Annotated in this window: 18 protein-coding genes; 10 read left to right on the top strand and 8 right to left on the bottom strand. The window is 70.6% G+C overall.

The window, feature by feature from the left end:
• Positions 1 to 23: 23 nt before the first annotated feature.
• Positions 24 to 1,082 carry a PhoH family protein gene (locus tag K1T35_RS12705; RefSeq protein ID WP_255621823.1) on the bottom strand — a complete coding sequence of 353 codons (1,059 nt, stop codon included), beginning with the start codon at positions 1,080 to 1,082 and terminating at the stop codon, positions 24 to 26.
• Between the two features lie 132 nt (positions 1,083 to 1,214).
• On the opposite strand from K1T35_RS12705, the gene K1T35_RS12700 reads away from it, so the two are divergent.
• From K1T35_RS12700 to K1T35_RS12670, 7 genes are all read left to right on the top strand, one after another.
• Positions 1,215 to 4,226 (top strand): glycoside hydrolase family 38 C-terminal domain-containing protein, encoded by a 3,012-nt coding sequence (locus tag K1T35_RS12700; RefSeq protein WP_220260365.1) that lies wholly within the window; start codon positions 1,215 to 1,217, stop codon positions 4,224 to 4,226.
• A gap of 88 nt (positions 4,227 to 4,314) precedes the next feature.
• Complete coding sequence (locus tag K1T35_RS12695; RefSeq protein ID WP_220260364.1) at positions 4,315 to 5,622, top strand: ABC transporter substrate-binding protein; 1,308 nt, start codon at positions 4,315 to 4,317, stop codon at positions 5,620 to 5,622.
• A gap of 65 nt (positions 5,623 to 5,687) precedes the next feature.
• Entirely contained in the window at positions 5,688 to 6,563 is an 876-nt protein-coding gene (locus K1T35_RS12690) for a carbohydrate ABC transporter permease (protein WP_220262558.1), read from the top strand.
• Complete coding sequence (locus K1T35_RS12685) at positions 6,560 to 7,393, top strand: carbohydrate ABC transporter permease (protein WP_220260363.1); 834 nt, start codon at positions 6,560 to 6,562, stop codon at positions 7,391 to 7,393. Before K1T35_RS12690 ends, K1T35_RS12685 begins: the two co-directional genes overlap by 4 nt.
• Positions 7,394 to 7,436: 43 nt before the next feature.
• On the top strand, positions 7,437 to 7,856 hold the full coding sequence (locus tag K1T35_RS12680) for a nuclear transport factor 2 family protein (protein ID WP_255621822.1): 420 nt from the start codon (positions 7,437 to 7,439) through the stop codon (positions 7,854 to 7,856).
• A 109-nt stretch (positions 7,857 to 7,965) separates the two neighbouring features.
• Positions 7,966 to 8,559, top strand: a complete 594-nt coding sequence (locus K1T35_RS12675; protein WP_220260362.1) for a hypothetical protein — start codon at positions 7,966 to 7,968, stop codon at positions 8,557 to 8,559.
• A gap of 212 nt (positions 8,560 to 8,771) precedes the next feature.
• Complete coding sequence (locus K1T35_RS12670; RefSeq protein ID WP_255621821.1) at positions 8,772 to 9,671, top strand: cyclopropane-fatty-acyl-phospholipid synthase family protein; 900 nt, start codon at positions 8,772 to 8,774, stop codon at positions 9,669 to 9,671.
• Between the two features lie 77 nt (positions 9,672 to 9,748).
• Here K1T35_RS12670 and K1T35_RS12665 read toward each other — a convergent pair whose 3' ends face one another.
• Positions 9,749 to 11,341 (bottom strand): MFS transporter, encoded by a 1,593-nt coding sequence (locus K1T35_RS12665; RefSeq protein ID WP_220260361.1) that lies wholly within the window; start codon positions 11,339 to 11,341, stop codon positions 9,749 to 9,751.
• Between the two features lie 200 nt (positions 11,342 to 11,541).
• Between K1T35_RS12665 and K1T35_RS12660 the strand changes: the two genes are divergently transcribed.
• Together K1T35_RS12660 and K1T35_RS12655 are read left to right on the top strand one after the other, a co-directional pair.
• On the top strand, positions 11,542 to 11,997 hold the full coding sequence (locus tag K1T35_RS12660) for a MarR family winged helix-turn-helix transcriptional regulator (RefSeq protein WP_220260360.1): 456 nt from the start codon (positions 11,542 to 11,544) through the stop codon (positions 11,995 to 11,997).
• Positions 11,994 to 12,512 (top strand): hypothetical protein, encoded by a 519-nt coding sequence (locus K1T35_RS12655; RefSeq protein ID WP_220260359.1) that lies wholly within the window; start codon positions 11,994 to 11,996, stop codon positions 12,510 to 12,512. The genes K1T35_RS12660 and K1T35_RS12655 overlap by 4 nt, the downstream gene beginning before the upstream one ends.
• A 43-nt stretch (positions 12,513 to 12,555) precedes the next feature.
• Here K1T35_RS12655 and K1T35_RS12650 read toward each other — a convergent pair whose 3' ends face one another.
• Both K1T35_RS12650 and K1T35_RS12645 read right to left on the bottom strand, forming a co-directional pair.
• Positions 12,556 to 13,695 (bottom strand): cell wall metabolism sensor histidine kinase WalK, encoded by a 1,140-nt coding sequence (locus K1T35_RS12650; RefSeq protein WP_220260358.1) that lies wholly within the window; start codon positions 13,693 to 13,695, stop codon positions 12,556 to 12,558.
• Between the two features lie 41 nt (positions 13,696 to 13,736).
• Positions 13,737 to 14,393 carry a response regulator transcription factor gene (locus K1T35_RS12645; protein WP_220260357.1) on the bottom strand — a complete coding sequence of 219 codons (657 nt, stop codon included), beginning with the start codon at positions 14,391 to 14,393 and terminating at the stop codon, positions 13,737 to 13,739.
• 339 nt (positions 14,394 to 14,732) lie between these two features.
• On the opposite strand from K1T35_RS12645, the gene K1T35_RS12640 reads away from it, so the two are divergent.
• Entirely contained in the window at positions 14,733 to 15,233 is a 501-nt protein-coding gene (locus tag K1T35_RS12640; protein ID WP_255621820.1) for a DUF2269 domain-containing protein, read from the top strand.
• A 78-nt stretch (positions 15,234 to 15,311) separates the two neighbouring features.
• Here K1T35_RS12640 and K1T35_RS12635 read toward each other — a convergent pair whose 3' ends face one another.
• From K1T35_RS12635 to K1T35_RS12620, 4 genes are all read right to left on the bottom strand, one after another.
• Positions 15,312 to 16,937 (bottom strand): thiamine pyrophosphate-binding protein, encoded by a 1,626-nt coding sequence (locus tag K1T35_RS12635; protein ID WP_220260356.1) that lies wholly within the window; start codon positions 16,935 to 16,937, stop codon positions 15,312 to 15,314.
• Positions 16,938 to 16,971: 34 nt separating this feature from the next.
• Positions 16,972 to 17,745 (bottom strand): cyclase family protein, encoded by a 774-nt coding sequence (locus K1T35_RS12630; RefSeq protein ID WP_220260355.1) that lies wholly within the window; start codon positions 17,743 to 17,745, stop codon positions 16,972 to 16,974.
• Positions 17,746 to 17,803: 58 nt separating this feature from the next.
• A complete protein-coding gene (locus K1T35_RS12625) occupies positions 17,804 to 20,260 on the bottom strand; it encodes a protein kinase (protein ID WP_220260354.1) in 2,457 nt (818 codons plus the stop codon).
• A 125-nt stretch (positions 20,261 to 20,385) separates the two neighbouring features.
• On the bottom strand, positions 20,386 to 21,138 hold the full coding sequence (locus K1T35_RS12620; protein ID WP_220260353.1) for a S9 family peptidase: 753 nt from the start codon (positions 21,136 to 21,138) through the stop codon (positions 20,386 to 20,388).
• Between the last annotated feature and the right edge of the window lie 89 nt (positions 21,139 to 21,227).

Genomic DNA, 21,227 nt, shown 5'->3' with positions numbered 1-21,227 from the left:
CGCCGACCGCCGCTGACCTCCGGTCAGCGGCGGTTGCGCCTGCGGTGGTCCTGCGGCGGGCCGTTGCGCGGCGCCGCGGCCCGCAGGTTGGGGCGCTCGCTGCTCGCGTCCCAGCGGGCGTAGGCGTCGACGATGTCGGCGACGAGCCGGTGGCGCACGACGTCGGTGCTGGTCAGCTGCGCGAAGTGCACGTCGTCGACGTCGCCGAGGATCTCGCGGACGACGTTCAGCCCGGAGCGGGTGCCGCCGGGCAGGTCGACCTGCGTGATGTCACCGGTGACCACGATCTTCGAGCCGAAGCCGAGCCGGGTGAGGAACATCTTCATCTGCTCGGGCGTGGTGTTCTGCGCCTCGTCGAGGATGATGAAGGCGTCGTTCAGCGAGCGGCCACGCATGTAGGCAAGCGGCGCCACCTCGATGGTGCCCGCGGCGATGAGCTTCGGGATCGACTCCGGGTCGAGCATGTCGTGCAGCGCGTCGTACAACGGACGCAGGTACGGGTCGATCTTCTCGTAGAGCGTGCCGGGCAGGTAGCCCAGCCGCTCCCCCGCCTCGACGGCCGGGCGCGTGAGGATGATCCGGTTGACCATCTTGGCCTGCAGCGCCTGCACGGCCTTGGCCATGGCGAGGTAGGTCTTGCCCGTACCCGCGGGGCCGATGCCGAAGACGATGGTGTGGGCGTCGATCGAGTCGACGTAGCGCTTCTGGTTGAGCGTCTTGGGCCGGATCGTCTTGCCGCGCCGCGAGAGGATGTCGAGCGAGAGCACTTCGGCAGGCGACTCGCCGATGCGGGCGCGCTCGTCGGCCTCACCGTCGCCGAGCATCTGCACGGTGCGCCGAACAGCGTCGGGCGAGACCTGCTGGCCTCGCTCGGCCAGCATGATCAGCTCGGTGAAGACGCGCTCGGCGAAGGCCACATCGGCCGGGATCCCGGTGAGGGTGAGCTCGTTGCCACGCACGTGGACGTCGGCCTCGAGCATCTCCTCGGCGACGCGCAGGCTCTCGTCGCGCGAGCCCAGCAGCGCGAGCAGAGCGGCGTCCGGAACGGCCATTCGGGACTGGACGGAATCCGGATGGGTCAAGGGGTGTGCCGCCTGCTTTCTGCCTCTGCCGGTGGGACGCGATCGATGGTACCGCCTGAACCCGACAGAACGCCTGCCGTTTCCCCGCTCCGCTCTTGACAGCGCATTTACTCCACAGATGGGATTAATCCCGTGCACGATGACTCGAAGCTGGTCCAGCAGCGGATCGCCCGGTTCGTCCGCGAGCGGCTCGTCCCGGCGATGTACCGCGAGCGAGTGCCGCTCGAGGTCACCGCGTGGACGGCGCCCGGCGAACCGGTGCCCTTCGCCGATGCGGTGCGGCAGGAGTTCACGCCGTTCGACGTCGGCTCGCCGTGGGGCAGGCCGTGGGGCACGGTCTGGTTCCACGCCACCGGCACGGTGCCGGCCGGCTGGACCGACCCGGGCACGCGCCCCGAGCTCGCCATCGACCTCGGGTTCGCCGGCGTGCAGCCCGGGTTCCAGTCCGAAGGGCTCGCCTACACCCCCGACGGTGTGGTCGTGGCCGCTGTCGAGCCGCGCAACGCGCAGGTCCGGATCGCGGGCGGCCCGGGATCCGCCGTCGACATGTACGTCGAGGCGGCGTCCAACCCGGGCGTCGCGGCCGACTGGACCTACGCCCCGACCAGGATGGGCGATCCGGCCACGGCGGGCGACGACCCGCTCTACCGGCTCGTCACCGCCGACATCGCGCTCCTCGACGTGCCGGTCTGGGAGCTGGCGCAGGACGTCTGGACGCTGGCAGGGCTGGTCGCCGAGCTGCCTGCGGACCTGCCGCGGCGCGCCGAGGTGCTGCGAGCGCTGGAGCGGGCCGTCGACGCCGTCGACCCGGACGACGTGGCGGGCACCGCCGAGCTGGGCCGCGCCGAGCTCGCGGACGTACTGGCGAGCCCCGCGTGGCCGAGCGCGCACCGGCTGCACGCGGTCGGCCACGCCCACATCGACTCGGCGTGGCTGTGGCCGGTGCGCGAGACCGTCCGCAAGGTCGCCAGGACGTTCGCGAACGTCCTGGACCTGATGGACACCGACGACGAGTTCGTGTTCGCCGCGTCATCGGCCCAGCAGTACGCGTGGCTGCAGGAGCACCAGCCGGAGCTGTTCGAGCGCGTCAAGCGGCGCGTGGCCGAGGGCCGGTTCGTGCCCGTCGGCGGTATGTGGGTGGAGTCCGACACCAACATGCCCGGCGGTGAGGCACTGGCCCGCCAGTTCGTGGCCGGCAAGCGGTTCTTCATGGAGCAGCTGGGCGTCGAGCCCCTCGAAGTGTGGCTGCCCGACTCCTTCGGCTACACCGCCGCGCTCCCGCAGCTCATCAAGGCCGCCGGGTCCCGCTGGTTCCTCACCCAGAAGATCTCGTGGAACGAGACGAACGTGATGCCACACCACACGTTCCGCTGGGAGGGCATCGACGGCACCCAGGTGTTCACGCACTTCCCGCCGATCGACACCTACAACTCCGAGCTGTCCCAGCACGAGCTGGCCCGCGCGCAACGCCAGTACGCCGAGAAGGGGCGTGCCAACACCTCGCTCGTGCCGTTCGGCTGGGGCGACGGCGGCGGCGGGCCCACCCGCGAGATGCTCGCGGCCGCGGCTCGCACGAAGTCGCTGGAGGGCTCACCAACCGTCCGGATGACGACGCCCGCCGAGTTCTTCTCCACCGCAGAGGCCGAGTACCCGCGGCCACCCGTGTGGACGGGCGAGCTGTACCTGGAGTTCCACCGCGGCACCTACACGTCGCAGGCCCGCACGAAGCGGGGCAACCGCCGCAGCGAGCACCTGCTGCGCGAAGCCGAGCTGTGGGCGACGACGGCGGCCGTCCGCACGGACCTGCCCTACCCCGCCGACGTGCTGGAGCGCTGCTGGCACACGGTGCTGCTGCAGCAGTTCCACGACATCCTGCCCGGCACCTCGATCGCGTGGGTGCACCAGGAGGCCGAGCGCAACTACGCCCGGGTCGCGGAGGAGCTCGAAGGTGTGATCGCCCGCTCGCTCGCCGCCCTCGCAGGAGACGGGGACGGCGCGGTGGCCGTCAACGCGGGGCCGTACCCCGTCGACGGCGTGCCCGCACTGGGCGGCGGCTCGATCACCGCGGTCGCCACGCCGGTGCGCGTCGAGGAGAGCGACGGCACGGTGCTGGACAACGGCGTCGTCCGCGCCGTGATCGACCGGCGGGGCCTGCTCACCTCCGTGTACGACGTCGCCGCCGACCGCGAGCTGGTACCGCCGGGCGCGGCCGCGAACCTGCTGCAACTGCACCGCGACACCCCCACGCAGTGGGACGCGTGGGACATCGACGAGCACTACCGCCGCCACGGCCGCGACCTCGTCGACGTCGCCGAGCTGTCGGTCCTCGAGCGCGGGCCGGAGCGGGCTGCCGTGCGGATCGTGCGCAAGGCGGGCGCGTCGACGATCACGCAGGTCGTGTCGCTCGCGGCAGGGGCTGCGTCGATCGACGTCGACACGCATGTCGACTGGCACGAGCGGCAGAAGCTGCTCAAGCTCGCCTTCCCGGTCGACGTGCACGCCGAGCGGGCGACGTCGGAGATCCAGTTCGGGCACCTGCACCGGCCGATCCACACCAACACCTCGTGGGACGCCGCCCGGTTCGAGACCGTCGCCCACCGCTGGGTGCACGTCGGCGAGCCCGGCTACGGCGTGGCCGTCGCGAACGACTCGACCTACGGCCACGACGTCACCCGCTCCACGCGACCGGACGGGGGCACGACCACGGTGGTGCGGCTCTCGCTGCTGCGCGCTCCGCTCTTCCCCGACCCGACCGCCGACCAGGGCGAGCACCGGTTGCGGGTGTCCCTGCGCGTCGGCGCCGGCATCGCCGATGCCGTCGCCGAGGGCTACCGGCTGAACCTGCCGCTGCGCACCGTCCGCGGCAGCTCGCCGATCGCCCCGCTCGTGAGCGTCGACTCCCCGGCCGTGGTCGTCGAGGCCGTCAAGCTCGCCGAGGACGGCAGCGGCGACGTCGTCGTGCGGCTCTACGAGGCGCACGGCGGGCGGGCGAGCGCCCGGATCACGGCCGGCTTCGAGCACTCGGGGGTGGTCGAGACGGACCTCATGGAGCGACCCCTCACCGAGCCGGTCTCCCTGTCCGCCGACGGCACGCTGCGGCTGCGCCCGTTCCGGATCGTCACGCTCCGGTATCGCCGGTCATGACCCATTGACACCCGTGTGACGGCGGTCATAGCGTCGATCACCAGTAAAGGCTTTCCGCCCCCCGTCAGCGACGACGAGAGGTCCACGCATGCCTGCGGACATGTCCCACCTGCCGGTGTCCACCCGCCGCACGTTCCTGTCCCTCGTGGGTGCGCTCGGCGTCGGCGGCGCGCTCGCGGCGTGCGGAGGCGACACCGGCGGCCTGGACAGCGGCGGCGGGTCCGGGGGCGGGAAGCCGACGCTCAAGCAGTGGTACCACCTCTACGGCGAGTCGGGCACCGAACAGGCGGTGCAGCGCTACGCCCAGGGCTACGAACGGGCCGCCGTCGAGGTGCAGTGGACGCCGGGCGACTACGAGTCGAAGCTGTCGTCGGGGCTGCTGTCCGACAGCGGCCCGGACGTCTTCGAGTACCAGCTCAACGTCGACATGGTCCGCAGCGGGCAGATCGTCCCCCTCGACGACATCGTCGGCCCGGTGCGGGGCGACTACACCGACACCGACATCACGGCCACGTCGCTCGACGGCTCGATCTACGGCGTGAAGATCGTCGACGACACCGGCTTCCTCTACTACCGCAAGAGCCTCCTCGCCGCGGCGGGCGTGCAGCCACCCACCACGATGGACGAGCTGATCGACGCCTCCCGCGCGCTGAACCGGGACGGCGTCAAGGGCCTGTTCATCGGCAACGACGCCGGGGTTACCCCTGCGTTCGGCGGCGGTGCGCTGCTCGACCTCGTGCTGTGGTCGGCAGGCACGGCGAACATCACCGCAGACGGCCAGATCGGCTTCACCACGCCGGAGGCGAAGGACTCCTTCCGCAAGCTGCGCGAGCTCGCCGAGAGCGGTTCGATCCTGCTCGGGGCGCCCACCGACTTCTGGGACCCGTCGGCATTCACCCAGGAGCTCGCCGCCATGCAGTGGTGCGGGCTCTGGGCGATGCCGAAGATCGAAGAGGCCTTTGGAGACGACTTCGGCATCGTGCCGTGGCCCGCGCTGAGCGCGACCGTCGGCAAGCCGGTCACCTTCCTCGGCGGCTGGACCTCCTTCGTCAGCGCCAAGGCGCGGGACGTCGACCTGGCCAAGGACTTCGTCAAGTGGTTGTGGATCGACAACGCCGAGGCGCAGGAGGATTTCAACCTCTCGTACGGCTTCCACATCCCGCCGCGCAAGAGCCTCGCTGCGCGCGCCCAGAAGCTGCAGGAAGGGGTCGCGGCTGAGGCCCTGCGCATCTTCAACGAGTCGGCGGTGGCGCCGAACCCGATGTGGACCCCGAAGATGAAGTCCGCGTTCGCCGATGCCGCCACCGCCATCGTGCGCGGCGGCGGCGACATCGACGCCGAGCTCGCGAAGGCGCAGCAGGCGGTCGAGGCGGAACTGGCCCGCCTCTCGGCGTGAGTTCCGTCGAGGCACCGCCTGCGCCCCGTCACGCGGCCGGCGCCCGGCTGCGACGCCGCGGGAGCATGGGGGCGACGCCCGCGTTCTGGCTCTTCATGGGGCCGTTCCTCGCGGGCCTGGTCGTGTTCGTGTACCTGCCGATCGCCTGGAGCTTCGTTCTCAGCTTCAACCGGGCGCAGAACACGGTGCAGCCGCGCGAGTTCATCGGAATCCAGAACTACCTCGACCTGCTCGGCCCCGGCCCGTTCCTCGACAGCCTCTGGACCTTCACGATCTTCGCCGCGATCATCGTGCCGCTGACGTTCGTGCTGTCGCTGCTGCTCGCGGTGCTGCTCAACCAGATCACGGTGGCGCGGGCGTTCTTCCGGTCGGCCTTCTTCCTGCCCACCGCGTGCTCCTACGTGGTGGCATCGCTGATCTGGAAGCTGTCGATCTTCAACGGTGTGCGGTTCGGGCTGGCCAACCAGGTGCTCTCGGTGTTCGGGGTGGAGAACATCGCGTGGCTGTCGTCGGTGAGCCCGCCGTGGTACTGGCTCGTGATCGCCACGGTGCGGCTGTGGCTGCAGCTCGGCTTCTACATCATCCTGTTCCTCGCCGGGCTGCAGCGGATCTCCCCCGAGCTCTACGAGGCCGCCTACGTCGACGGGGCCAAGGCCGGCTGGCAGACGTTCCGCCACATCACCCTGCCGCAGCTGCGGACGACGTCGGTGGCGGTGCTCCTGCTCAACCTGGTCGCGGCCTACCAGGCGTTCGACGAGTTCTACAACCTGCTTGGCAACAGCTCGCTCGCCCGGCCGCCGCTCGTCTACCTCTACTACACCGCGCAGGGCAACCAGGACTACGGCCACGGCAGCGCGGGCGCGATGATCCTCGCCGCCCTGATCGTGCTGGTGACGCTGGCGCAGAGCCGCATCTACGGATTCGGGAAGGCCGAGACATGAGGCAGTCCCGGGTTTCCGTGACCGTGGCGCGGTACGGCGCGCTGGTCGTCGCGACCGTGCTGTTCCTGCTGCCGTTCTACCTGATGCTGCGCAACGCGCTGGCGACCGACCGGGAGATCACCGGCGTCGACTGGACGCTCTTCCCGGGCTCGCTGCGGTGGGGCAACGTCGAAGAGGTCTTCGAGGATTCGTCGGCCAACTTCGCGCGGAGCCTGTTCAACTCGGCGGTCATCGCGGTCGCGCAGACGGCCGGCACGGTGCTGCTCTCGTCCATGGCGGGGTACGCGCTGGCCCGCATCCCGTTCCGGTACGCGACGCCGATCTTCTACGCAGTGCTGCTGACGCTGATGGTGCCGCCCGCGGTGACGTTCGTGCCGAGCTTCATCATCGTGTCCCGGCTGGGGTGGGTGAACTCCTACCAGGGGATCATCGTCCCGGTGCTGTTCAGCGGGTTCACCGCGTTCCTCTTCCGCCAGTACTTCCTCAACTTCCCGCGCGAGCTGGAAGAGGCAGGCCGCATCGACGGCCTTGGCTACCTCGGCGTGTTCTGGCGGATCGTCGTGCCGAACTCGCTCGGGTTCTTCGCGGCCATCTCGGTCATCACGGTGATCGCCTCGTGGAACCAGTTCCTGTGGCCGCTCGTCGTCGGGCAGGACCGGTCGATGTGGACGGTGCAGGTGTCGCTCTCGACGTTGATGACGGCGCAGACGATCAACCTGCACCAGGTGTTCATGGCCGCGCTGATCTCGATCGTGCCGCTGGTGCTGGTGTTCGTGTTCCTGCAGCGCTACCTCGTGCAGGGCGTGGCGGAGACCGGCATCAAGGGCTGAACTCCGCCAGCCGCCGCGGGCTCCGACGGCGAGACTCGGCCGCATGACCGACGACGCACTGACGGTGCTGAAGGGCATGTACGCGGCCGAGCAGGTCTACCTGGACGCCGGCGGGCCGGGGCGCGCGAGCTTCGAGCCGCTGGCGCCGTTCTTCGCCCCCGACGTGGTGCTGCACCAGGCCGATGCGCTGCCCTACGGCGGGACGTGGCGCGGGCACGCCGGGATGGAGCGGTTCTTCGTGGCGATGAGCGCGGCCTGGGAGTCGTTCGAGATGCTGGACCAGGAGTTCCACCCCGCGGGCGACGTCGTCGTCGTGCGCACCGAGGTGCGCGCCACGGCCCGCGCGACCGGCCGGAAGCTGGAGTTCCCGATCCTGCAGACGGTGCGCGTCGCCCAAGGGCGCATCGCCGAGGTCTGGCCGTTCTACTGGGACACCGCCGCGATCGCCGAGGCCTGCGCCTGAACATCCGCGCGCCCCGTGCGGCTGCTTCAGCCTCGTCACAGCGCAGCGCGTGCATGCTCGCTCCGACGGTGGAACCATCCGGGGTCCACGTTCGGAGGAGGCGAGGCGGATGGCCGTAGCGCGCCACGCCTCGCGTCGTGCCCGGCCCGGTCGGGCCGAGATCGGCAGTCGGCTGCCGCTCGTGATCGGCGCAATCGTCACTTTCGTCGCCGCGATCACGTTCGACGTGCTCGCCGGCGAGCACCCGACGCACACCGTCGCGCTCGCGTTGGTGGCCCTCGCGGTGGCCGCCCTGCGTCTGCAGCTCGGCGGGCGGCGCGAGGGGCTCGTGTCGGTCGTGTCGGGCGCGGTCGTGGCGCAGCCCGTGCTGCACGCGACGGCCAAGCTCGACACGGGCGTGACGCACCATGCGTCGGGCGGGCTGCTGCACATGCTCCTCACCGACGGACCGGGCACCGCGATGCAGCTCGCGGTGTCCGCGGCCATCGTCATCGCCGTCGCAACGAGCGGGCGCATCGCACAACTGTTGCTCACCGCGCTACGCCGACCCGTGCGGCTGCTGCTCGTCTCCGGGCCACCGCCCCCGGCGCACGTGCGCACCCCGGCCCGCCGGTCCGGCCGGCGCCACGGATCGATGCTGCGCTGGTGCGGCTGGAGCATCCAGGCGGCGCGACGAGGTCCGCCGAACCTCGCGCTTGCCTGACACCTCCTCCTCGCCGCGCGGTCGCTGAACGCGCCCTGCCCACGTGCGCGGGGGAGCCTCCATCCGCTCCGCGCACGCCGTGCACCTCGTGCTTGCCACGTCGTGCCCGCTGCGTGCGTTCTGTTCACAGGGACGACGACGATGACTCTCGAGAGAACGTTCTGCCATGTCACCGGTACGTGCGGGGACCGATACCTGGCCAGGTGGTCCGCGTGACCGGCGGGCTGACACCGTCCATCCAGGCAGCGTGGAGGACCGCCCACGGAGGTCTCCTCCGAGTCCTGCAGAGCATGGGCGTCCGGCAGCCCGAGGCGGCGATCGAGTCCGCCTCGCAGCGCTACTGGACCGAGTCGCACCATGGCCGCGGCTCACACTGGAAGAGCACCGCCAGGTTCGCCGAAGGTGACCTGTGGACGCGGATCGGCGTGCGCCATCTCGGCATGCTGCGCCGGGCGGCCCGACTGCTCGATGCGGAACCGGCTTTCGGCCGGGTCGTGGAGTGGGGATGCGGCGGCGGCGCGAACGCCGTGCAGATCGCGCCGGTCGCTCGGGAGTTCATCGGTGTCGATGTGTCGTCCGAGAGCCTCCAGGAATGTGCCCGGCAGGTCACAGCTCGATGCGACACACCGTTCCGCCCGGTGCTCGTGGACGTGCGGGATCCGGAGGCAGCCCTCCGCGACATCACCGAGCCGTGCGACGTGTTCCTGTGCGTCTACGTCTTCGAGCTGATCCCGAGTCCCGCCTACGGGGAACGAATCCTGCACATCGCGCAGGAGCTGCTCGCTCCCGGCGGACTGGCGCTGGTCCAGATCAAGTACGACACCGGGGCCTGGCGTACCCGCCCGCGCCGGCTGTCCTACCGGTTCAGCCCCGGGAACACGACCACCTACCCGATCCACGACTTCTGGGAGCTGGCCGTGCGTTGCGGGTTCGAGCCCCGGTACGTCGAACTGGTTCCGGAGGACGAGCTGGACGAACGCTACGCCTACTTCGTCATGATGAAGCCGGACATACCCGGCGGCGCGATGTCGAGCCGCAGCAGCGGGCGGGGCCAGGCGATCCGCCCGAACGGGACCACCTCGCCCACCCGCAGTGCGCCGAGCGACCGGTAGAAGGGCTCCGCCGGCGGGTGCGACACGATGTGGACGCATCGGGCACCCAGACGCAAGGCCACGGCGGTCTCCATCGGTCACCCTTCCTGCCGGTGCGGCGTCGGCTTGCGGTTCGCGGGTGCCCCGCCGGTGGGTGCGGGGGATCCGGTAGGTGCCACGTGGCGCAGCTGCGTCGCGGCCAGCACCGCCGCGACGGCGGCGATCCCCGCGGCGGTGACCGCGCCCACGTTCAACCCGCTCGTGAACGCCGTGCGCGCCGCGGCGACGACCTCGCCGGCGACGTCGGCCGGGAGGCGGCCAGCCACCTCCACAGCCCCGGCGATCGTGTCACCGGCTGACGTGCTGACCTCCGGCGGCAGCCCCGCGGGCATCGACTGCGCCATCGCGCCGCGGTAGACAGCCGCGCCGATGCTGCCGATGACCGCAACACCGAGTGAGATCCCCAGGTCGCTCGCGGTGGTGCTCAGGCCGGACGCGGCGCCGGCCTTCTCCGGCGGGACCGAGCCCACGACGAGATCGGTGGTGAGCGCCATCGACGGTGCGACGGCGGGGTAGAGGACGACGAACCCGGCGATCAGCAGCGGGAGCCCGGACGTGCTGTCGACCAGCGTGAGCAGCAGGTACCCGATGACCTGCACACCCAGCCCGATCGCGATCACGTTTCCCGGTCGCACGCGGCGCGCCAAGACGGGAGAGAAGGTGGAGACGGCGATCAGCACGAGCGCACCGGGCAGAATCGCCAGTGCGGTCTGCATCGGCGACAGTCCCACGACGAGCTGCAGGTACTGGGTGAACAGGAAATACACCCCGCCCAGCCCGGTGGCCGCAAGGACGAAAACGGTGAGCGCACCGCGGATCGTGCGGTTGGCGAACAACCGCACGTCCAACAACGGGCTTGCCGAGCGCAGCTGCCGCAGTGTGAACAGCACCCCGAACAGCACACCCGCCACGATCGACGCGAGCGCGACCGGCACCGAGCCATCCTGAGCGATCGACTTGATGCCGTAGATGAACGGCAGCACGGTCGCCAGCAGGAGCAGGACGCTGATCAGGTCGAGCCGGCCGGGATTCGGGTCGCGGTGCTCGGGCAGCAGCAGTGGTGCTCCGATGAGCACCACTGCCATCACCGGAGTGGCGACGAGGAAGGTTGCCCGCCACGAGAACAGTTCCAGCAGGATCCCGCTGAGCAGCGGCCCGAGGGCGACCCCGGCGGAGATGCCGCCCGCCCACGCGCCGATGGCGACACCGCGCTGGCGCGCGTCGTGGAAGATCGCGAAGATCAGGCCGAGGGTCGCGGGCATCTGGGTGGCGGCCGCGACACCGAGCACCGCCCGCCAGACGATCATCATTCCGGGGTCGTTCGTGTAGGCAGCGACCACCGAGACGATGCCGAACACAGCCGCCCCGGCCATGAGCAGACGGCGGCGCCCGATCCGGTCCGCAAGGGTGCCCATGGCGACCAGGAAGCCGGCCATCAGGAACCCGTAGATGTCGAGGATCCACAGCAGTTGGGCGCTGCTCGGCTGAAGCTCCCGGGCCAGGTGCGGGATGGCCAGGAACAGGATCGTCAACATCATGAACAGCAGCGTGGACGGGAGCACCAGGACCGCCAGGCCCAGCCATTCCCGCCGGCCCGCCCGCGGGGCGGGCGCGCGGTCCTCGAGCGACATCGAAAGCCTCTCTCCGTCGGTAGCAACTCTGCCGGTGCCTCTACCTATACCCTGTAGGGGTATCCGGCGCGAAGACTAGCAGGGTCATGTCCGGTGCAGGCCGATGAATCACCCGATCTTCGCAATGCCCCCTACCCGTATGGAGCGAGGGTTGGGCGTCAGCCTAGCGGTGTGCAATGCAACTGATGTACCTTGCATCAGTGGATGTCGAGCACCAGGTCCCGCCGACCGCCCGGCTGCAGCAGGAGGTGATCGGGTTCATTCGGGCATTCGGTCTGCTGTCGACCGACCGGACGCCGTGCGGGCAGCCGCTGGCGCCGTCGGATGCGCACGCCCTCACCGAGATCGTGTCCGACGGTGGCCTGACCCAGCGCGAGCTCGTCGACAGGCTTCGCCTCGACCGCAGCTCGGTGAGCCGCCTGGTCGATCGGCTGGTCGCGCGGGGTTGGGTGGAGCGGGCGGACGGGCCGGACCGGCGCACGGTGCGACTCCTTCCGACGTCCGCAGGGCGGCGGGTCGCCGCAGATGTCGCCGACGCCAGGGCGAAGCGGTTCGCCGCCCTGCTCGAGGCGGTGCCCGCCGACCGGCGGGACGAGGTCGTCGACGCGATTCGGCTGCTGACCCTCGCAGCCCGGGAGCATGGAGGATTGACGTGAGTACAGCTCTGCCACTGCTGCGGCGGCGACCAGGTCGCGTCGCACTCGTGCTGTTCGCTGCTGGAGCGGTCATCGTCGGCGCCGCGGCCGTCGTCGTCGCTGTGAGTCCGGGCTCGAGCCGTGAGCAGCTCATCGCGGAACGCAGTGCCGAGGTCATGCCCTTCGACCTCGCCGCCACCACTCACACCTTCGAGCCAACATCGGATGGCGGGCTGCAGACCGTGGTCGCCGACGATCCCACTGATCGCCGGCAGATCGACCTGATCCAGCAGCACATGCGCGACGAGGCGGCCGCCTTCGGGCGCGGCGAGTTCGGCGACCCCGCGCAGATCCACGGAGCGGAGATGCCGGGCCTGGCGACGCTGCGAGCCGGGTTCGCCCGGCTGAACGTCACATTCGGTACTCGCGCCGATGGCGGCGAACTCCGGTACCGGACCGACGACCCGGCCGTCCTCGATGCCCTGCACGACTGGTTCGCTGCGCAGACATCCGATCACCAAGGGCACGCCGGCTGATCGCGGAACAGAGCCAGCGGCTGCAACTGCGCGAGAACGGCGATCAGTGTGCCGCCAAGGGATCCGGCGCGGTCGGAATCTCCACCCGGATCGTGAGCCCGCCGTCGTCGCCGGGTTGGGCGTGAGCGTCGCCGCCGTGGGCGTGCGCCACCGCGGCGACGATGGACAGGCCGAGGCCCGCTCCGCGGTGGCGGGAGCCCACCGGTTCGGCGAGTCGTTCGGTGGTGGGAAGCCGCCGGAACGGCCGGAACAGCGTCGGAATCTCGTAGGAGGGCACTGCTGGGCCGGTGTTGCCGACGGTGAGGCGGGCGCGGCCATCGACCGTGCCGGTCGCGATGGTGATCACGCCGTGGCTGCGCCGGTTGTAGCGGATCGCGTTGTCGATCAGGTTGTGTGCGAGGCGTTCCAAGAGGACCGGATCGCCGGTGACCGGCGCAGGCCGCAGGTCGGTACTGATGTCGATGCCGGCGCGGTCGGCGTCGGCCTGCCGCTCCCTGGTGAGATGCCGGGCGATCTCGGCGAGGTCGACAGGGGCGGGTTGCGCGATGCGCTGCTCACTGCTCGCGAGGGTGAGCAGGCCGTCGATGAGGTGTTCGTGACGGTCGTTGACGGCCAGCAACGTGGTGCCCAGCTGCCGGACGGCCTCGGAGGTGTGTGGGTCGTCGAGCGTGACCTCGATGAGGGTGCGGTTGAGGGTCAGCGGCGTGCGGAGTTCGTGGGAGGCGTTGGCGACGAACCGGCGCTGGCTGTCGAACGAGCGGTCGAGCCGATCGAGCATGGCGTCGATGGCGTCGGCGAGATCTTTGATCTCGTCGTCGCGGCCGGTCAGAGCGATTCGTTCGTGGAGGTTGCGATCGGCGGTGCGGCGGGCGGTTGCGGAGATCTGCTGCAGCGGGCGCAACGCGCGGTCAGCGACCAACCAGCCCAGCGCAGCGGCGATGACTCCGATGGCGCCCAGGGAGGCGAGCGAGGCCGTGAGCATGGCGGCGAGCACGTGATCTCGGTCCCGCTGGAACTGGACGCGTAGTTCCTGCTGCACCGGTGGCGGGAGTTCCACGGCCTGTTCCGCGGCACCGATCCGTGCGGCCATCTGCCCGTCGAGGGCGTGTGCGAGGTAGAGCATCATCAGCGCGACGAGCACCGCCCCGGCAACGAAGAACACTGCGGCGTAGAGCACCGTCATGCGAGCCCGGATCGTGGAGGGCAGCGGGCGCCGCCAGACGCTCATGGGATGCGGTAGCCCGTACCGGCGACGGTCTCGATGATCGGTGGATCGCCGAGTTTGCGCCGCAGGTTCATGATGGTGAACCGTACGACGCTGGTGAACGGATCGGCGTGTTCGTCCCAGGCCTTTTCCAGGAGCAGTTCTGCCGAGACGACACCGCCATCGGCACGCAGGAGCTCGCTCAAGACCGCGAACTCCTTACGCGACAGCGTCACCGGCTGGCCATCTCGAAGGACATGGCGGCGGTGGGTATCCATTCGGACGCCGCCGCGCTCCAGGACGGGCGGCGCGGCCGGCCGGGCACGGCGCCCGAGTGCCTGGATGCGCGCGACCAGCTCGGCGAACGCGAATGGTTTGGTCAGGTAGTCGTCGGCGCCGAGGCCGAGCCCGGCGACGCGCTGGCTGACCGCTGTGGCGGCGGTGAGCATGAGGATGCGGGTGGTGTTGTCGGAGCTCACCAGCTCCGTGCAGACCCGGTCGCCGGAGACGATCGGCAGGTCGCGGTCGAGTACCACGACGTCGTAGTCGTTGACTGCGAGACGCTCGAGGGCGGTGTCGCCGTCGTAGACCACGTCCACGGCCATGGCGTGCCGGCGCAGGCCGCCGGCGATGGTGTCTGCCAGCAACGCCTCGTCCTCCACGACCAGCACCCGCACCGGCTCATCATGGCCGGCTGTGTTGTTAGGGCGTTGTGAGGGTTTTGCCTAGCGCCGTTCCAACGAGCGGGTGAGTGGACTGCGAGCGATATCCGATAACTGCGAATGCGAGGTGTCGCGAGTGATTGATCCGCCCCGTTCTCCGGATGATGCTGACGCAGCCGCCGATCGTGGATCGCCGCCTGCGATGCCACGCTGGGTGAAATGGTCCCTGATCGTCATCGGGGCCCTGCTCTTGCTGCTGCTCGTCGTGTTGCCCCTGTTCGGGGTGCAGCACGGCCCGGGACGTCACGCTTTGGCCGAACCGGTACCGACGGCCACAGCGGCCGGTGACGCCGGATGATCATGCCTCCACGGCTGCGCAAGGCCGTACTCACCGCCCATGTCGCCACATCGGTCGGTTGGCTCGGTTCGGTCGTCGCCTACCTCGCTCTCGATGTCGTGGCGGTCGCAGGCGAGGACATGACCACCGTCCGGGGCGCCTACATCGCGATGGACCTGATCGTGCGATACGCGATCATCCCGCTCGCGCTGGCTGCCGTGCTGATCGGAACGATCAACGCGCTGGGCACAACGTGGGGATTGGTTCGGCACTACTGGGTGCTGGCCAAGCTGGTCCTCACGGTAATGGCCACTCTCATCCTGCTGCAGGAGGCGTCGGTGGTCGGCCGCCTCGCCGCTCTCGCCGTGGCACAGGCCGACCCACGGGAGCTACCCAGCACGCTGGTGCACTCCGCCGGCGGGCTGCTGGTACTGCTCACGGCCGCGGTGTTATCGGTCTTCAAGCCGCGCGGCTTGACCCGCTACGGGTGGCGCAAGCAGCAAGAACGCCGCACCTGATCTGCGGTTTCATCACCGCCTCGTCCATGACGACGGCTACCGGATCCGACGGCTGCCCCGCCGGCTCGACACTAGGGCTCAATGACCCCGGAATGCCTCCGCCAGCCACCACGAGCCGCCGTCGGAGGCGATTCGGGCGTGCACCAGCAGCGGCGCGTCGCGGGGCCCGGCCACCCAGTGCGCCACGGCGTCGAGGTCCGCGGGCGCGTTCACGGTGACCGCGTCGAAGCCGTAGCCCCGGCCGATGGCCGCGATGTCGGTGTCCGGGAACGCGACCGTGGCGTGGTCCTCCCCCGTGAAGTGGTGCACCTCGGCGCCGTAGCCGCGGTCGTCGTACACCACGACCACCATTGCGAGGCCGAGGCGCGTGACGGTCTCCAGCTCGGCCGCCGACATCAGGGCGCCGCCGTCGCCCAGCGCCGCGACGGCGAGCCGGTCCGGCCGGGCACACGCGGCGCCGATCGCGGTGGCCAGCCCCAGCCCGATCGACTGGAAGCCCTGGGTGAGGCAGTAGCCGTGCTCGTCGGGGACCCGCAGGTAGGCGCTGGGGTAGCCCATGAAGTTGCCCGAATCCACCGCGACCGTCCGCTCCGTCGGCAGGAGGTCGTCGAGCGCGATCGTGAGGGTGCGGGGGTCGATGCCGTCGGCGCCGGTCAGGTCCTTGTACGGCTCGTTGCGCCAGCGGCCGCGCTCGGCGATCGCGGTCTCGACCTGGGGGATGCGGTAGCCGGTGCGCGGTCCGTCGAGTGCGGCGCGAACGTCCACCGCCGTCGCACCGACGTCGCCGAGCACGCCCAGGTGCACCGGCCGGTTGGCGCCGATCGCATCGGCATCGAGGTCGACCTGTACGACGGTGGCCTCCGGGCCGATGAGCGCGCCGTGGCGCATCGTCCACATGTTCAGCGCGCAGCCCCACCCGACGACGAGGTCGGCGCCGGAGATCAGCTCGGCGGCAAGGGGGGTGGCGAAACCACCGGAGATGCCCAGCGACCAGGGATCGTCGGCGAAGAGTCCCGCGGCGACGGCGGAGGTGGCGAGCAACGCCCCCGAGGCGGCCGCCAGCTCCCGCAGCTGCGGACCCGCACCCCGGGCACCGCGGCCTGCGACGAACACCGGCCGCTCCGCCCTCGCAATCAGCCCGGCGAGCGCCTCGACCGCGTCCGCACCGGGACGGACCGGGGCGAGCGGCTGCACGGCGGGCACCGGCCCGGCGTCCACGGTCGCCGCCTGCACGTCGAGGGGCAGGTTGAGCACGACGGTGCGGCGCTGCTCCACCGCGGTGCGGTACGCGCGAACGACGTCGGCGAGCGCCGTCGCGGGCGAGTGCACCCGCTCGGCCACCGCGCCCACCGAGCGGGCCAGCGCGTCCTGGTCGATGAAGAAGTTGGACCGGACCGCCCCCGCCCCGGTGGCGGCGGCGAGCACGATCATCGGGGTGCGGCTCTTCGCCGCCTCGGTGATGCCGGTCAGCGCGTTGGTGAGTCCGCAGCCCTGGTGCACCGAGAGCACGCCGACGCGCCCGCTGATGCGCGCGTACGCGTCGGCCATCGTGGCGGCGCCACCCTCGTGCCGCGCCGCGACGTATGGGACGCCGCCCGCGCGCAGCGCGTTCGTCACGTGGAAGTTGCCGCTGCCCACCACCCCGAAGGCATGCCCGACGCCCAGGTCGGCGAGCGCTCGTCCGACCAGCTCCGCGGTGTTCATGGCGCCTCCGCTGGGACGATCACGTCGGCGCGCCTCACCGCTCCACCAGCGCCAGTACGCGCGCGGGGCTGCCGGAGCCGCCGACGATCGGCAGCGGGCCCGCCACCACCACCGCCCCGGTGGGCGGCAGCTGGGCCAGGTTCTGCAGCTGGGTGAGCCCGTACTTGCCGGCGCCCAGCAGGAAGCTGTGGCAGGGGAACGGCGGGTCGAAGGAATGGGCAGTGCCCGCATCGGTGCCGACGGTCTCGACGCCCAGGCCGATCAACGGCGACTCCTCGGCCAGCCACTTCGCGCAGTCGACGGAGATGCCCGGGGTGTGGGGACCGGTGTCGTCAGCGTTCAGGAACGCCGCCGCGTTCTCGCTGCGGGCGTCCCATCCTGTGCGGTACAGGAGCCAGCCACCCTCGGGCAGCGGCCCGTGCTCCTTCTCCCATGTCCGCACGTGCTCGATCTCGAGCAGGAAGTCGGGATTCGCGGCCGCCTGGTCGGCGAAGTCGAGCACCGCGGCCGGCGCCAGCAGTTTCTGCGGCGCGACCTGCGCGATGTCCTCCCCGTCCTTCGCGGTGATCCAGTGGATCGGCGCGTCGAAGTGGGTGCCCGTGTGCTCGGAGGTGTGGATGTCGTTCCAGTACCAGGCCGGGCCGCGGTCGTCGTAGCGGCTGATCTCGGAGAGCCCGAAGGCCGACGCGTTGGCGAACGGCGGCGGCAGCTGCAGCACCGGGGTGTCCGCCTGCAGCGGGGCGGTCAGGTCGACGACCTCGACGGTGCGGTCGCGCAGCGCGGCGAGCAGGTCGGACAGCACGGACATGGGTTCCTCCCGGGGCTCTGCGCAGTGGACGAGCCCAACTTATGGGAAACCGCGCATGTCACGACACGTCGAGGACGCTCACCGTCCCGTCAACGCTGTTGGACACGTACAACGTGCCGTCGGATGTCGCGACGACGAAACGGGGGCTCCGCCCCACCGGCGTGGTGGCCACCACCGCGCCGGTCGCGACGTCGACCGTGGTGAGCGCATCGGTGTCCTCGTTGACGACGTACAGGCGCCGACTGTCGGCGGAGAACGTCAGATGCTGCGGCGTCGGGCCGACGGGAACCGTCATGGTCGTCCGGTTGTCGACGGTCTCGACGAACGAGATGGTGCCGTCGTCGTAGTTCGCGACCGCCACGAGGCGTCCGTCGGGCGAGGCCGCCAGGGCGTGCGGGCTGCGCCCGACGTCGACCGTGGTCACCACGGTGTTCGAGGCAACGTCGATGACGGAGACGCTGTCGGACTCGTGGTTCGCGCTGTAGGCGCGCCCTCCGGACGGGGAGAACGCGACACTGTGCGGGTTCGGCTCGACCGTCACGGACGTGCCGAACTCCAGCGTCTGCCCGTCGAGGATCGCGACGCTCGCCGAGCCGTGGCTCGGCACGTAGACGTCTCCGGTCGGGGCGGCGGCAAGGGCGTACGGCTCCGGGCTGCTGGGCACCAGCGCCGAGACCGAGCCGCTGGCGATGTCGACGGCCGCCACCGCGCTGTCGGCGCCCTCGCCGCTGTACATGCTGACGTACGCGCGGCGTCCGTCCGGGCTGACCGTGACGTAGCGCGGCGTGCCGGGCATCGGCATCGCTGCGGACACGGCCGCGACATCGTGGTCGATGACCGAGACGGTCCGCGAGCCGACGTTGGCGACGAGCACCGGCCCGCCGCGCGTGGAGACGGCGAGACCCTGCGGAGCCTGCCCGACCGGCACCACCGTCCGAACCGTCGGGCCGGTGGCGTCGGACGGAGCGACCCGTTCCGGTGGCATCGCCTCGGGCGTATCAGGAGGCGTGGCCGACTCGGCGGCATCGGCCGGGTCGTCCTCCGACATGGTCACGACGGTTCCGACCCCAGCGGCCAGAACGCCGATGACCGCGACGACCGCCAGCCACCATCGTGCGGACGAACGTGTTCGCGAAACCAGCCTGTGGGCAGCAGACGCCGGTGATCCAGCAGGTCCCGGCTGTCCTGGGCGGGCCGCTCCGCGCTTCTCGAACACATTCTCAGCGGCGCCGGCCTGCGGCTCCCGCCGGTCGTCCGCGGCCGCCCGCTGCTCTGCCCTGCCCGGTTGCGGGTCAGCCTCCTCGCCGGACACCACGGTGCCGGCGGGTGGTGCCTCGTAGTTCTCGGCGTCGTCCACGATCTCGATCACCGAGTCTGTTGCGGACCGGGCCTCCTCGTCGCCGGCCGGGATGAAGAGCGCCCCGGGCACCTCGACCGACGTGTCGCCCCACTGACGAGGAAGATCGGCGACCCGCACCGTCGCGGCCGACGGATCCGGCGAGGCACCGTCCTCGAGCACGTCGAGTCCGGCCGCCCGCTCGATGGGCTTGCGCTCCGCGCATTCTGCGACGTCGGCGTACTCGTCCGCCCGATTGTCAAGCCCGATTACTGCCACCTCGGTGGACGGTTCTCCGGTCGCGGCAAGTGCCTCTCTGGCTGCGACGACCAACTCGCCTGCGCTCTCGTACCGATCCTCGGACTTCTTCGCCAGCGCACGATCGATGACCTCGTCGAGCCCCGTTCCCAGTTCTGGCCGGATCTGCGAGGGGACGGTTGGCGCGACGTGGAGATGCGCATGTGCCCACTGAGGAAGTCCGGATCCGGTGGCTTGAAACGGCTTCTGCCCGGTGACCAGTTCGAACAGCACGCACGCGAGCGCGTAGATGTCGACACGTTTGTCGATCACGCCGTCGAACTGCTCGGGGGCCATGTACTCGAAGCCGCCGAGAAATGCGTCCGTATGGCCCAACGAATAGCTCCGGGTGGCGGCATCAGCGTGAGTGATTGCGAAGTCCACTACATAGACGTGGCCGCTGGGTGACTCGTCGAACGACTCGGCGACATTCCGGTCGATCAACAGGTTCGACGGCTTGACCCCGCGGTGGACGAGCCCTCCGGCGTGCGCGGTGTCGAGTGCGCTGGCCACCTGCTCGGTGATCGCGACGGCCCGCTCGGGCGAGACCGGCCCGACCGCCTTGATCAAATCGGCGACGTCGAGGCCGTCGACGAAGCGCATGTCGACGAACAGGCATCCGTCGAGGTCACCGAACCTGTGAATGGGAATGATGTGCGGGTTGCGCAGGCCGGCTACCAGTTGCGCTTCCCGCTCGAACCGGGCGCGGAACTCGTGATCATCCGTCAGTCGAGCGGGCAACCGCTTGAGGGCGACGACCCGCTCGTACTCGGTGTCGAAAGCGCGGAACACCTCACCCATTCCGCCGCGGCCGAGCAGTGCCTCGAGGCGGTATGGCCCGAACAGCTCTTCATGGTTCGAGCTCCGGAAAGGCTGATTCACACCTCGAGCTTGGCACGGACGGCGCGCCTTGTCACAAAGCTCTAAGGTAACCCACTAATCTTTAAGGTAAACCGGTGCGTCGCTTGCCCTATGTGTCGAACCAATTCCTTTCAGTAGCGATCGGGTCACGCCGTTCGGCACAGCCGTTCCACCGCGTCCCGGCACACGTGCCACGCCTGCGTCGCCGGGTCGATCACCGCGAAGTGCTCTACCCCGGGCAGGGCCACAAGCTCCGCCTCGTCGCCCGCCGCCGCGACGAACCGCTCGCTCTGCCGGATCGGCACGTTGACGTCGGCGGTGCCGTGCACGCACACCACGTGAACGCCGAGCGGCAGCCGCTCCACCGGGGAGGCGAGGGCGTACCGGTCGGGTACGTCGTCCGGTACGCCGCCGAGCAGGTCGGCGACGGCGCCGTTGCCCACGCCGCGCCGCTCGGCGTCGACGAGGTCGAGCACGCCTGCTTGGCTCACGACCCCGTGCAGCCGCACGGCCGGAGCGGCACCGGGAGCGTCCGTCGGCAGCCCGGGACGCGCCGCGAGCCATGCGGCGAGGTGCCCGCCGGCCGAGTGCCCGACGGCCACCACCCGGTCCAGCGGCAGATCGCGCTCGGCGAGCAGGTCGACGGCCGCCGCGACGTCGTCGAACGTGGCAGGCCAGCCACCGTCCCCGCCGACGCGCCGGTACTCGATGTTCCAGGCCGCGTAGCCCGCGCCGACGAGGTCGGCGGCGAGGGGCCTGCCGAGCTCGAGGCCGAAGCGCCGGCGCCAGAAGCCGCCGTGCACCACCACGACGACGGCGCGGGGATCGCCATCAGGGAGGGTGAGCTCGCCGAACTGGCTGGGGTGGTCGCCATAGGCGATCCGGAGCGGAGTCGGCACGCGGCCAGCATCGCACTTGGTTGCCACGCCGCGGTGGACGTGGGGGGTACACCCACCACGGCGTGGCTCCGCCGGCTGGGGGAAACAGG

The sequence above is a fragment of the Pseudonocardia sp. DSM 110487 genome (genome assembly GCF_019468565.1).
GTDB lineage: Bacteria > Actinomycetota > Actinomycetes > Mycobacteriales > Pseudonocardiaceae > Pseudonocardia.
The sequence above is the reverse complement of the archived record's forward strand: the minus strand, read 5'-3'. Positions and strand labels throughout refer to the sequence as shown.